Here is a 14276-nt window from a genome sequence, read left to right as displayed (position 1 = left end):
GACTGCTCTTCGCAGATGCCAAGAACACCCCGCGCGTCGCGCGTTAGTCGACTAATAGTCGACTCTACACAGTCGACTCTACACAGTCGACTCTACGCCGTTGACACTGCCCAGTAGCGGTAGGCGTGTCGCCACGCTTTCGATTCTCCACACAAAGCTCCACACCTTTTTCCGATCTTCCACAGGTTTCTTAAGCGGCCTGTCATCGGTACGGACCAGCATAGCCACGTCGCCGCAGAGCGGGCTGGGAGGCCCTCGGCGGCAGCAGGCGTGTAATGACCGTTCCTCCCTTGGTGTTTCACCTTCGCAGTAAACCCTTCAGGAGAAGATCATGAACAAGTACAAGACCCTGGCCGCGCTGGTTGCCACCGCGCTGCTGGCCACCGCCGGTGCCGCCTCGGCCCAGACCGCCGTCACCGGCGGCGGCGCTTCGCTGCCGGCCGACCTGTACAAGGGCCAGGCCGACAGCATCCTGCCGGCCAACTTCAGCTACGCCGTGACCGGTTCGGGCACCGGCAAGAAGGCCTTCCTGGAAAACAACTCGAGCCTGTTCCAGGCCACCGGCACCGTGCATTTCGCCGGCAGCGACTCGGTGCTGAGCGGCACCGAGCTGAGCACCTACAACAGCACCTACAACGTGTCCGGCGATGCCAACCGCTATGGCGCACTGGTGCAGATCCCGTCGGTCGCCACCTCGGTCACCATTCCGTTCAACAAGGCCGGTTCGGCGGTTGATCTGTCGGTCACCCAGATCTGCGGCATCTTCTCCGGCAAGATCAACAACTGGAGTCAGCTGGCGGGCCTGGGCCGTACCGGCGCCATCCAGGTTGTCTACCGCGGCGAAAGCAGCGGCACCAGCGAACTGCTGAGCCGCTTCCTGACCAGCGCCTGCCAGCCGGCTGACGTGTCGGGCACCAACCTGAAGCTGACCAACGGCGTGCCGGCATTCTCGGTGCAGTCGACCTTCGCCAACCTGTTCACCACCGTGCCGTCGAACTTCATCGCCGCACCGGCCACCGGTGGCACCTCGCTGTACAACGCCGTCTATGCCGTTGACGGCCGCGTCGGCTACGTCGGTCCGGACGTGATCCCGAGCCTGACCGATGCCACCAAGATCGCCAAGGTCAAGGGCTTCTCGCCGGATGAAGTGAGCGTGCAGGCCACGCTGGAAACCGCTGCGCCGCCGACCGGTGCCGCTGCCGAGAATCCGGCGAACTGGGTGCCGGTGTTCGGCAACCCGAACGCGGGCTATCCGATCGCCGGTTACACCAACTTCGTGTTCGGCCAGTGCTACAAGAACGGCACTGTGGGCGCCAACGTGCGTGCCTTCCTGGCTCGCCACTACGGCAGCGTCGTCGACGCCAACGGCGTCGAGAAGGGCCCGAATGACGACGCGATCCGCGCGCACAAGTTCATTCCGCTGACCAAGGCCTGGCGTGATGCCGTCCGTACCCGCTTCGCCACCGCCAGCAATGCCGGTGCGGTGAACAATCCGAGCACCTGCTCGGGCATCGGTCGTCCGCTGTAACTGCAATTGCGTCTGTAGTTGCAGGAGACACAAGGCGCCGGCAGCAATGCCGGCGCCTTCTGCGTATGTCCGCTGCATGACAGTGATGGGCGTGTCGCCTTCACGCCGCCACCACCGTCTATGAGGTGCAGGGCGTGCCTGGCGCAGGCCCATCCGTATACGCCGCCGCCGACGCGGCCCATCAGGTTGACGAGGTCCCCGATGTCGCACCCGCATTCGCCCACCGCCCGCTTCCCTGCTGCCCTGTGGCGCAGCCACCCGATGGCCTGGGCCGTTGCCGTGGCCCTGGGCAGCGTGGTGGCCCCGGCCAGCCAGGCCCAGCAGGCGTTCAGCCCCGGCTGGTTCGCCGAACGCGGTGCGGCGCAGGGCGCGGCGGCACAGAGCGGGCGCATGCCCAATGGCGTGCCGATCCAGTTCCAGCTGCCCGCGCAGCAGCAGGATGCGGCGCGGCAGAAGCTGCAGCAGTCCATCGACAACCTCGGCACGGCCGCGCAGGCCATCGCTCTGCAGCAGCGCCTGCAGGAGCAGGCACGGCAGACGCGCCGCGAGGCGGGCTTCGTAGTGGCCGATGGCCTGGGCAAGGATGGCCTGAAGGTCGACGAGAATCCGTTGACGCGTGGCTGGATCAACGCCCGCGAGGCGATCCAGTCGCAGGCAGCCGACGGGCGGGTGCTGGTCAACATCGAGCAGACCGCCGACCAGGCGATCCTGAACTGGGAAACCTTCAACATTGGTGGCAACACCACGCTGAATTTCCTGCAGAACGCCGACTGGGCCGTGCTGAACCGGGTCAACGATCCCGCCGCACGGCCCAGCCAGATTCTTGGCCAGCTGAAGGCCAATGGCACCGTATTCGTTGCCAACCGCAATGGCGTGGTGTTCGGCAACAACAGCCAGGTCAATGTCCGCAACCTGGTGGCGGCGGCGGCGCGCATCAGCGACGCGCAGTTCCGTGAGCAGGGTCTGTACAGTGCCGACGCGAACACCTCGGCGCTGACCGACGCCGTGGGCAAGGTCATGGTCGAACGCGGTGCACGCATCACCACCCACGAACCGACCACGGCAACGCGGGGCGGTGGCTACGTGCTGCTGGCCGGCCACAGCGTGGAGAACGCGGGCCAGATCGAGACGCGCAAAGGTCAGACCCAGCTTGCCGCCGGCGACAGTTTCGTGATCCGCCGTGGCGCGGGCACGGCGCAGAACACTGCATCGACCACCCGTGGCAATGAGATCGCGCCGCGCTTCGTCGCCGACAGCACAGCCGGCAGCGTTCGCAACAGCGGTCTGATCCAGGCCCGCGAGGGCGACATCACGCTGGCCGGTCGCACGGTCGAACAGGCCGGTGTTGTGGTTGCGACCACCACGCTGAATCAGCGCGGCACCGTGCACCTGCTGAATTCGGCGTCCGATGCTGCGGGCCGCGTGACCCTGGCTTCCGGTTCGACCACGGCCGTGCTGCTGGAAGACGATGGCAAGAGCATGGCGCTGGACAGCCAGCGCGATGCCCTCATCAAGGAGTCGGCCGAGCAGGACAAGCTTCGCGGTGCCAGCAACAGTGGCTCCTTCGACAATCTCTCGCGGCTGCAGGACCGCCGCGAGCAATCCCGCATCGAAGTCGTCTCCGGCGGCGATGTGAACTTCCAGGCCGGCTCGCTGGCAGTGGCCACCGGCGGCCAGGTGATCGCCGACGCCAGCCGCCGCAGCTATCTGGATGATGGCGCGCGCGTGGATGTCTCCGGTGCGGTGGGCGTGCAGGTGGCGATGGAAAGCAACAACGTCAAGGTGAAGGTGCAGGGCAACGAGCTGCGCGATTCGCCAGACAACCGTGACAGCGGCAAGCTGATCAGCAGCGAGGTGTGGATCGACCGCCGCCAGTTGACCGAAGTCGCCGCCGGTACCGGTGGCTATGAAGGCACGCGCTGGTATGCCGGTGGCGGCCTGCTGGAAGTGGGGGGCTACCTGGACAATCAGGGGCATTCGATCAGCGAATGGGCGGCGCAGGGTGGCACCGTCCAGCTGGCAGGCAAGGAAGTGGTCAGCCACGCCGGTTCGCGCATCAATCTGGCCGGTGGCAGCCTGGATGTGCAGTCCGGCGTGGTGCAGCAGAGCTGGCTGCGTGGGCGCGATGGCCAGTTGTACCGCCTTGACGATGCACCGGCGGAGATGCTGTACGACGGGCTTTACCAGGGCTACGAACTGAAGCAGGAGCGCTGGGGCGTCACCGAGTCCTTCCGCAACCCGCTGGTCGCCCCCGGTCAACGCTTCGACAATGGGTACACCGTGGGGCGCGACGCCGGCCGCCTGCTGATCTCGGCGCCGACAGCGGTGCTGCAGGGCCAGGTGGATACGGTGGCCTTCCAGGGCCTGCAGCAGACCCGCCGCCCCGACCCGGGGCAGGACGGGTACGCGCAGGCGCAGACGGCCGCGGCCCGCAACGCCCAGCTGTGGCTGGGGCGCTTCGACAACACCGGTCGCAGTGCGGTGTTCGATTCGAATGTCCGCATCGGAGAGATCCAGGCCGACCCCCGGCCGTGGACGCTGCAGGCGCCGATCGCCGAAGCACAGCGCAATACGGTGTGGCTGGACAGCGAGGTGCTGAGCGCCCAGCGCTGGGGGCAGGTGGACCTCGCTGCGGCGGGCCGTATCGACCTGGATGGCACGCTCAGGTTGCAGGAGGGCGGCCGGCTGGGACTCACCGCAAGCCGCGTCAGCTTCGGTGGCACGGTGCAGATTGCCGGCGGGCAGGTGGACGCCGGCAACCTGCTTGCGGCGCTTGGCGGGCCCACGGCGCTGCTCAGGTCCGGGCGCGGCGCGGTGGACGTTGCGGCGGGCGCGCGGATCGATCTTGGCGGTGGCTGGAGCAACGCGCTTGCAGCGTCGGAGGGCGGTCCCGCACAGGCGTGGATCGACGGTGGACAGGTGCGCTTCAACAGCAGCCACGACATCGGCATGGGCGAGGGAGCGACGATTCTGGTCGATGCCGGCGGTGCGATCGATGCCAACGGCAAGGGGCGCGTCGGCAAGGGCGGCAGCGTCAGTCTGCACGCGGCCAGCACCGAGGTCGCCACCGACGGCAGCGGCCGGCTGCGCTTGGGCGAGGGCGCGCGCTTCAGCGCACTTGGTAATGGCAGCGGCAACTTCACGTTGGCAACCGGCGGTGCGGTGTCCATCGGCGCGTCTGGCAGGGATGCATCGGCAGCCTCGCTGCGATTGCAGGCAGCGCTGTTCAACAGCGGCTTCGCCGGCTATGACATCGCCGGTCACAACGGGTTGACGGTTGAAGAGGGCACCCAGCTGCAGGTGGAGCGACCTGCGCTGCGCCTGGCCGAGGGCGCACTGCAGGCTCTGACCCGCGAGCAGGGCATGCAGGCCTGGATGCCATCGTTGTACGAGGCCGATCCGAGCAGCGGTCGCGTGTCGCAGCGCGGCGGCGCGAGCCTGACACTACGCGCGGGGCATCTGCTGTCCACGGCCGACCTGCGCGTTGGCAAGGGGGCCAGGATCGAGGTCGACCCGGGCCAGTCGATCGAACTGTTCAGCGCCGGCAACCTGAGCGTGGCCGGTCATCTGAAGGCGGCCGGCGGTCGCATCCGCCTGGACGAGGCATTTGACCCATCCGGTGTACGTGGCGATGCTCGTCGCGAGCGCCAGTGGACGATCGCCAATGGCGCACTGCTGGACGTGAGTGGCGATACCGTTTCGCTGGCCGACGCGCGCGGGACGTTGCGCGGGCAGGTGCGCAAGGGCGGAACGATCGAGATCGGGGGCGCGCTGGACTGGGAAGACCAGGACAACGTACGCCACCTGCCGCCCGATACCTTCGTGGTGGTGGAGCGTGGGGCGCGGCTGGATGCGTCCGGTGCCTCGGCGCTGCTCGATATCGAGGGCAGCGGGCGCACCCGCGTGGACAGCGACGGCGGCAGCATCGTGCTGCGCACCGGAAATGCCCTGTACCTGCAGGGTGAACTGGACGCAGCGGCCGGCGGCGACGGCGCGCGCGGCGGCACCCTGGGCGTTGCCTTCGGTGGTGGCACTTACGGCCGGACGGCAAACGGCAAGGACGTGCTGGCACCACGGGTGATCTCACTGACCCAGCACGCTGCGCAGGCGGCGGACCTGCCCGCACGCCTTGAATACGGCCATGCGGCACTGTCGGTGGAGCAGATCGAGGCCAGTGGTTTCGATCATCTGGCCCTGTTCGGTGACATCCGTGCCCAGGGGGATGTCAATCTGCGCATGGACCAGAGCCTGCGCATCCAGGGCTTGAACGAGCGTTACCTCGGCTTCGTCCCGGGCGGCAGCGAGGGTGGCCGCCTGCAACTGGCCGCGCCGTATGTCCGCCTTGCGCAGGGCCGCTGGTGGCAACCGGCCGGCGAAGGTACGTTGCGCCCGCTGGAGGCGCCCCTCGACGCCGGCCGGCAGCATCGCCTGGAGGTGGGCGCCGATCTGATCGACCTGCGCGATGTGACCTGGCTGGCGGGCTTCGATCAGGTCGCGCTGCGCAGCAGCGGAGACATCCGCATGCTGGCCCCGGTCGCCAGCAGTTCGCTGGTCTCCACGCTGGCAAGCCCGGGCTCGATCGATATCAGCGCCGCACGCCTGTACCCGGCGGCCCGGGCCAAGGGACGCATCGTGGCCGGCGTGCCCGACATCGGACCTTCAGGCGAGCCGTTCTGGCAGAACCCCGACGCCTTGCTTCGCATCCATGGCGCTGCAGGCGGCACGCAACCGGCACCGGACTCTGCGTTCGGAAGCCTGGAGCTGGTGGCGGCGACGGTGGTGCAGGGCGGCAATGTGCAGGCACCGTGGGGCCGTGTGCAGCTCGGTGGCCGGCAGTTCAACGCCGATGCGGCCGGCCGCGTCGACCTGCTTGCAGGCAGCGTGACATCGGTGAGCGGAGCGGGCCTGCAGCTGCCGTTTGGCGGCACCGTCGATGGTGTGGGCTGGCGCCGCAACGGTGCCGACTTCGATGTGCTGGGCCCCGGCTCGACCAACATCCCGATCGGTATCGACATCGTGGCCAACGCTTTCAATGGCGTGGCGGGCAGCGTGCTGGACGTGTCTGGCGGCGGCGAGCTGTCCGGTGCCGCATTCGTGGCCGGGCGCGGCGGCTCGGTGGACATCCTGCGGCACGCGCTGGCGGACGCGAACCCGCGCTACCGCTTCAGCGGCAGTGACAATGCGGTCTACGCGATCATGCCGGGACGCTCGGGCACGCAGGCGCCGCAGGCGATCGCTGACGGCAGCGCCGATCCGCGCGTTGGCCAGCAGATTGTCATTCCTGCCGGGGTTCCCGGCCTTCCGGCGGGAACCTACACGCTGCTGCCGGCCAGCTACGCACTGCAGAAGGGCGCATTCCGCGTCGAGGTCGGCGCTGAAAGCGCCGTCGGCAGCCGCCAGCCCGTGGCCACCGGCACCGGCTCCTGGCGCGTCAGTGGACACAAGGCGCAGAGCCTGGGTGGTGCAGTTTCATCGCTGCTCACCGATCTGGTGCTGACGCCGGCCGATGTGGTGCGCCGCCATGCCAGCTACAACGAGACCCCCTACAGCGCGTTCGTACAGGGCGTGGCCGAGCGGCGTGGTGAAGCGCTGCGCTGGCGGCCAACGGATGCCGGCAACCTCAACCTGGTGCTGGGTGATGGCGCCGGACGTTCCAGCGTGCCAGCCGCGATCTTCCAGGGCGTGTCACGCTTCAACGCCGGCAGCAACGACGGGCGGGGCGGCACGCTTTCGGTCAATCTGCTCGCTTCCAATGAGGCGACGCTGGAGATTGCCACCCAGGGCGGTCGTGCCGGCAGCGGTAGCGGCAGCGGCGCCACCCTCTTCGATTCGGCGCTCAATGCATTCCGCCCGGAAACGATGCTGATCGGCGGGGTTTTGCGACGTGACGCGACGACTTATTCGCTGGAGGGCAGCGCGCAGCACATCGTGGTGCGCAATGGCGTCAACCTGACGGCGCAGGAAGTGCTGCTGTCGGCCGCGTTCGGGGGCAAGGGAATCCTGGTCGAGCAGGGCGCTTCGATCGATACCTTGATCGCGGCCGATCCCTCGCGCGTGGCGCAGCCCACGGCGCCCTATCTGGTGTCGGGCGGCCTGCTTGCCGTGTCCAACCAGCGCTTGACGGCGTTCAGTGCGCAGGGCGGCAGTGCCGCCGGTCCGGTGGCGATCGACATCGGCGGATGCGTGGTGGACTGCAATGGCCAGACCCGGCTGCTGTCGGCAGGCAGCATCAATGTGGTCACCGACGGCGCCTTGAACATTGGCGACGCGGTGAGCTATGGCACACGCCAGCTCGGCCTGGGCATGTCGGCCCTCAATCTGGGCAGTGCCGAAGCCATTGCGGCGGCCACGGCGGCTGGTGGCCTGCCGGCCGGCATGACCATGAACCAGGAGGTGCTGCAGCGGTTGCTGCGCGGAAACACCGCCACCGGCGCGCCGGCGCTGGAGGCGCTCAGCCTGACCGCGCGCGATGCCATCAACGTCTTCGGCAGCGTGGACCTGGACACCCGTGAGGGCGCAACCGGTCGCAGCAGCCTGCGCAGCCTGGTGCTGGGCGCACCGGCCATCCACGGTTACGGCAGCGCTACCGACCGCGCGCGCATCTTCGCCGATACGCTGGTCTGGGACGGTACGCTGGCCGGCACCGCATTGGCCGGCGGTGAGCAGACCCAACCGGCCGGCGAGGCGATGGTGGGGCGGCTTGGCCAAGGACAGCTGGAAATCAATACGCGGGTGCTGGAGCTGGGGCGTGCGCCCTTCACCCGGCCCAGCTCGTCGGTGGCCGCAGATCGCCAGGTGCTTGGCTTCGCCGGCGTTATGCTGGCAGCGTCGGATCGCATGCTGTTCTCCGGCAAGGGCAGCCTGGACGTGTTCCAGCGCCAGGGCGACTACGTGGCAGGCAGCGGCTGGCAGTTCAGTGGCGGCGCGCTGGATATCGTCACCCCGCTGCTGACCGGCAACGCGGGTGCGCAGCTGGCCATCCGCAATGGCGGAACGGTGCAGCTGCGCGGTGCTGCGGCGACCACGGGCAGCGATGCATTGGGTGCAGAGTTGTCGATCACGGCCGAACGGATCGGCATCGACAGCCGGCTGGCGCTGGCGTCCGGCCGGTTCGAAGCCAACGCCCGCCAGGACGTGGCGCTTGGCAGCAACGCGGTGCTGGACATGGCCGGACGTAAGGTCAGCCTGTTCGACGTGGACAAGTACAGCTGGGGCGGCGACGTGGCGCTGACGAGCCGCGAAGGTGACATCGTTGCCGACGCCGGGTCGCGTATCGATCTTTCCGCCCGCAACAACCGCGGCGGCCGCTTGACCGTCGCTGCGCTGGGCCCGCAGGGCGGCCGTGTCGATCTGGCCGGGACCCTGCTGGGCGGCGCCAGCGGCCGCTACGACGCCGGTGGCACCGAAGTGCCGTACGACGGCGGCGAGCTGGTGCTGCGTGCACGCCAGTTGCAGGACTTCTCCGGCCTGAATACTCGGCTTACCGCCGGTGGCATCACCGGAGGCCGGATCTTCCAGTTGAGTGAAGGCGACCTGCTGATCGGCGATGAGGTGAAAGCCCGCAATGTCGATATCAGCGTCGATGGCGGCAGCCTGCAGGTCACCGGCCGCATCGATGCCAGTGGCGAACAGGTCGGCAGCATCCGCCTGTCGGCCCGCGATGTGCTGCGTATCGATGGCACATTGGATGCGCATGGCAGCGGCCTGCGCGTGGACAGCTACGGCAAGATCATCGACAGCCCGAACCGGGCCATGATCGAACTGACCTCGGCCAATGGCAGCCTGCAGCTGGGCGCGGCTGCCTCGATGGACCTGCGCGCCGGCACGTCGGTGGCGGTGGGTAGCAGCCCGGGCCAGAACGACGGCCGCGCACGCGGCAGCGTCAAGCTCAACGTGCCCCGCGCGGGCAGCAACGATGCAGCGATCGAGGTGGCCAGCGGCATCCGCATTGCCGGTGCCGGCGACCTCCAGGTCAACGCCTTCCGCAGCTACGATTCGGCGCCGCTGGCCAGCGCTCCAGACGTGCACGGCCATCGTCCGCAGGTGATCAACCAGCAATGGCTGGATACGGTGGTGGACCCGGACAACAGCCTGTGGATGAACGCCGCGCTGGCCAATACCGGATTGCAGCAGCGCACCGCCGCCCTGGGCAGCTACCGCCTGCGCCCCGGTGTGCAGCTGGTGGCGCGGAGCAGCAGTGACAATCCGCGTGGCGACCTGGTGGTGGCCGGCGATATCGATCTGTCCGGCTACCGCTACGGACCGCAGTCGAACCGTCTCGATCCTGCACGCCGTGGATTCGGCGAGTCGGCCGCGCTGGTGCTGCGTGCCGAGGGCGATATCAATGTCTACGGCAGCATCAACGACGGATTCGCGCCGCCGCCTGCCAACCCGGATGAAGACGGCTGGTTGCTGCTGGAGGGGCGCAGCGCAGGCTCGCCGAACACCGCATTTGGCGGCGATCTGATCGTGCCCGGCGAGGGGGTCAAGCTACAGAGTGGCACCGAATTCCGCGCTGGTGCGACACTGAACTACGCGCTGCCTTTCCAGGCCCTGACCTTGCCGTCCGGTACGGTGCTGCCGGCGGCCATGACGCTGTCGGCAGAGCTCACGCTGCCCGCCGGCAGTGTGCTGGGGGCGGCGGTGACCACCGATGGCGGCCAGGTGCTGCCAGCAGGCACCGTGCTGGCCCAGGCGCTCACCCTGCAGGCCGGCGCACGGCTGGGTGCCGGCTTCCGCCTGCGCACGCCGGCGCCGGTGGTCGCACAGGTGTGGCCGGCCGGTGTCGCACTGCCCATTGCAATGAAGCTTTCCGGCGCACTGGATCTGCATGCCGGTGCCATCATCCCCTCGATGACCAAGGTTGAACTGGCTGGCGACGCTCCGGTGAAGCTGCGGGTGGCCGACGCCAGCGGTCGACAGGGGCGCAATTGGGCGTTGGCCGCGATGCTGCCCGAAGGGACCACGTCATGGGATCTGACCGCGGTGGCCGGTGCAGATACTGCGTCTGCCGATCCGCGCACGCGGCGCTGGGGCAGTGACGGCAGCATCGTGCTCGCCGACAGCCACTACAGCACCATCGGTACGGTGACCACCACGACGGAATGGAAAGGCGATCGTGTCGTCAACCTGGAAGGTTCGCTGTTCTGGTGGGGAGACGACAGTCTGGTCGGCAAGTCGCCGCGGGAGGCCGCTGAAATGCTCGGCGTCGCCGAAGGTGACATCTGCGAGCTGGGACCGTTCTGCGGCGCGGCGCCACGCCTGGTGGACAAGGAGGGTTCGCTGATGTGGTGGGGCGACGAGTCCTGGGTCGGCAGGCCTGCATCGGAACTTGGCGCCGAGATGGGCATGTCCGAGGAAGATATATGTGCAGTCACCGGCTACTGCTACGGCGGCGGTACGCTTACCGAAGTCACCACCTACGGCAAGCGCCTGGGCGCGCCGGCCTGGAGCGTGTTGCGTACCGGCAAGGGAGACCTGGCGCTGCTGGCGGCGCAGGACGTGCGCATGAAATCCGGCTTCGGTGTCTACACCGCAGGTACGCCCACCCATCTGGGTGATGGCAGCGATCCGCGCTTCAACGCGGCGCGTGCGCCGAAGCCGGAGAACACCTTGCTGCTCGGTTCGACCCAGGTCTCCGGGGCCTACGACGCGGCCCTCGCCAGCTATCAGGCGTGGTATCCGGACCAGGGTGGCAATCTGCGCATCGAGGCGGGGCGCGACATCATCGGCGATACATGGAGCTTCCGCGCGGAATCGGGCACGGTCCAGCGCGACCAGGCTGGCCACTCAAGCGCAGCGGTGGGCAACTGGTTGTGGCGGCAGGGATCGGGCACCACCGGCGGTGTCGTGCAGACGCCGACCAGTTGGTGGATCAACTTCGGAACCTACAGCACGGTGAGGCCCGAACTGGATGCAACCCCCCGCCTGGTGGGCTTCACCGGGTTCGGGACGTTGGGGGGCGGCAATCTGAGCCTGGACGCAGGCCGCCATATGGGCATGCTGGACAGCATGGGCAACGCGCTGGGGTACGAGATCTCGCCGCATTCGGGTGCGCTTTCGGTCGCGGTCGGATCAACCGGGCGCGTGGTCGATGGCCAGTTGCATGTCACCGGCGGCGGTGACATGGCCCTGCGCAGCGGGGGGGCACTGAATCCGGGCCTGCGTGCCAGCAGTCGTGGCAGCACATCGGATCAGCAGGACCTGGACGTCAATGGCGTGGTGACCAATGTTCGTGGCAATACCCGCATCGACGCTGCGCGCATCGGTGGCCTCAGTGCGGTCCAGGCCAGCTATGGGCAGCTGGGCCTGAAGGATCCGCTGATGGCGGACAGCCCGGTTGCGATGGCCGGACCGGTGCTGGTGCTGGGCGACTCAACCGCGCAGTTGCAGGCACGCGGCGACGTGGTGCTGGGTAGTGCCGCCGATCCAGGCCGGGTTCCCGTGGCCAATTTCAACACCATCGTGCTGGATGATGGCAGCCGCGCGTCTGGCACAAGCTGGTTCTCGCTATGGACGCCGCGCACCGCGCTGGACCTGTTCTCCGCCGGCGGCAATCTCTCGCCGGGCCTGGTGGGCACGCAGCATGCGAGCGGCAGCAACCAGGCCAGGGAGGTGGTCGAGAGCAACGCCAGCAATGGCGACATCTATCTCAACTACTGGTTGTATCCCTCCCGATTCACCGCCATTGCGGCCTCCGGCAACATCAATCTCGCCAATCTGCGCAGCAGCAGTGTGCCCGATGCCCAGGACGTCATCCTGCTGGCGCCGTCGGCGTCGGGGCGGCTGGAGGTGTTGGCGGGAGGATCGATCCTGGCCGCCAACCAGGCGACACAGATCGCGCGCTCCAGCAGTGATGCCCGCATCCCTGGCCCGTTCGATCCCGGCTTCATCGCGCAGGGTCCCGGAAACGCCGGAACCGTGCGCAGCAATGTATCCGTCGATGGGAACGCGGCCAGCCCCGGCACCGTGCTGCCGTACTTCGCGTTCGGTCCCAATACCGCGCTGGGTGCGTTGTTGCCGGCTACGCCGACTGCGGTCAGCCGGTTCTATGCCGTGGCCGGCGATATCATCGGGCTGGGCAGCGGCAGCAGGCGGCAGCTCTCGCGCAATGGCCAGAATGGCGGGCGTACCGTATTTGACTGGTTTGAGGCGGGTTCGGCGGTACGGCTGCGCGCCGGCCGCGATGTCATCAGCGCGGATGTCACCGCGCTCAACACCAGCGGTACCGATATCAGCGGGATCGAGGCGGGCCGGGACATCATCCGCAGCAACCTGACGGTGGCCGGCCCGGGCAATGTCGAGGTCAGCGCCGGTCGCCAGCTGCGCCAGGAAGAGGCGGGCAGCATCGTCAGCCTGGGCGGCATCGTGCAGGGCGATACGCGCCCGGGCGCAAGCATTGCCTTGACGGCGGGCAACCAGGGCATTGATTTCGACGCAGTGCGCTCCCGCTACCTGGATCCGGCCAACCTCGCCGATGCCTCGCAGTCGTTGGCCTCGCAGCCCGGCAAGGCGGTGAAGATCTATGACAAGGAGTTGAGACAGTGGCTGCAGCAGCGCTTCGGTTCAGTTGTCGAGGGCGCAGAGGCCCTGGCGGCGTTCGACCGGCTACCGAAGGAACAGCAGCGCATCTTCCTGCGCCAGGTCTACTACGCTGAACTGCGTGAAGGTGGGCGTGAGTACACCGATGCCGAAGGCCCGCGTTCGGGTTCCTACCTGCGCGGTCGCGAAGCGATCGCCACGCTGATGCCGGACAAGGCTGCCACGGGCGCATCGGTCCAGCGTACCGGCGACATCGTGATGTACGGGGGTTCGGGCGTGCGTACCGAAGCCGGTGGCAACATCGAGCTGATGGCGCCGGGCGGGCAGATCGTGGTCGGTGTGCAGGGTGTGGTGCCACCGGCCAGTGCCGGACTGGTGACGCAGGGGCAGGGCGACATCCGGCTGTTCAGCCAGGACAGCGTTCTGCTGGGGCTGTCGCGGGTGATGACAACATTCGGCGGAGACATCCTGGCCTGGTCGGAGCAGGGTGACATCAATGCCGGGCGTGGTTCGCAGACTACGTTGTTGTACACGCCACCGCGTCGCGTCTATGACGGTTGGGGCAACGTGATCCTGTCGCCGCAGGCCCCGGCCAGCGGTGCAGGCATCGCAACCTTGAACCCCATTGCCGAAGTGGCGCCGGGCGACGTCGACTTGATCGCGCCGCTGGGCACCATCGATGCAGGCGAGGCTGGCATCCGTGTGTCGGGCAACATCAACCTTGCCGCGCTGCAGGTACTCAACGCCGCCAACATCCAGGTACAGGGCGAAAGCAAGGGCCTGCCGGTGCTGGCCACGGTGAACGTCAACGCGCTGGCCTCGGCCAGTGCGGCGGCCAACAGCGCCAGCCAGGCCGCACAGGACGTGATGCGCAAGAGCCAGGACGATGCGCGGCGCAACCAGCCGTCGGTGATCAGCGTGCAGATTCTGGGCTTTGGCGGCGGCACCAGCAGCATCGCTCCACCGGCGCGCGGCACCCAGGTCAGCAGCGGCTACGACAGCAACAGCGCTTTCCAGTTCCCGCAGGCGAACCCCGAGGAAGGCACGCAGCGCCGGTAGATCCACGCCCTGCGTGGATGCTTCGGACGTCGGTAGATCCACGCCATGCGTGGATGCGACCAACCTGCAGGAACACGCAGCATCGGGCCAGCCGCCACGGAACGGCAGCGGCCCCAGCCAGGACGGCACGGAGGGCAGGGAGCGGCCA

2 protein-coding genes are annotated in these 14276 nt (G+C 68.0%); both read left to right on the top strand.

Going from position 1 to position 14276, the window contains the following annotated elements; translation table 11 throughout:
- The first annotated feature begins 331 nt into the window (after positions 1-331).
- The gene (locus C9412_RS05665) at positions 332-1528 is read left to right on the top strand and encodes a substrate-binding domain-containing protein (protein WP_107230722.1); all 1197 of its coding nucleotides are present in this window, start codon (positions 332-334) and stop codon (positions 1526-1528) included.
- A gap of 201 nt (positions 1529-1729) precedes the next feature.
- Positions 1730-14128 (top strand): filamentous haemagglutinin family protein, encoded by a 12399-nt coding sequence (locus tag C9412_RS05660; RefSeq protein WP_107230721.1) that lies wholly within the window; start codon positions 1730-1732, stop codon positions 14126-14128.
- The last annotated feature ends 148 nt before the right edge of the window (positions 14129-14276 follow it).

Source organism: Stenotrophomonas sp. Nf1, from assembly GCF_003028475.1.
In the GTDB taxonomy this organism is placed as follows: domain Bacteria; phylum Pseudomonadota; class Gammaproteobacteria; order Xanthomonadales; family Xanthomonadaceae; genus Stenotrophomonas.
The sequence above is the reverse complement of the archived record's forward strand: the minus strand, read 5'-3'. Positions and strand labels throughout refer to the sequence as shown.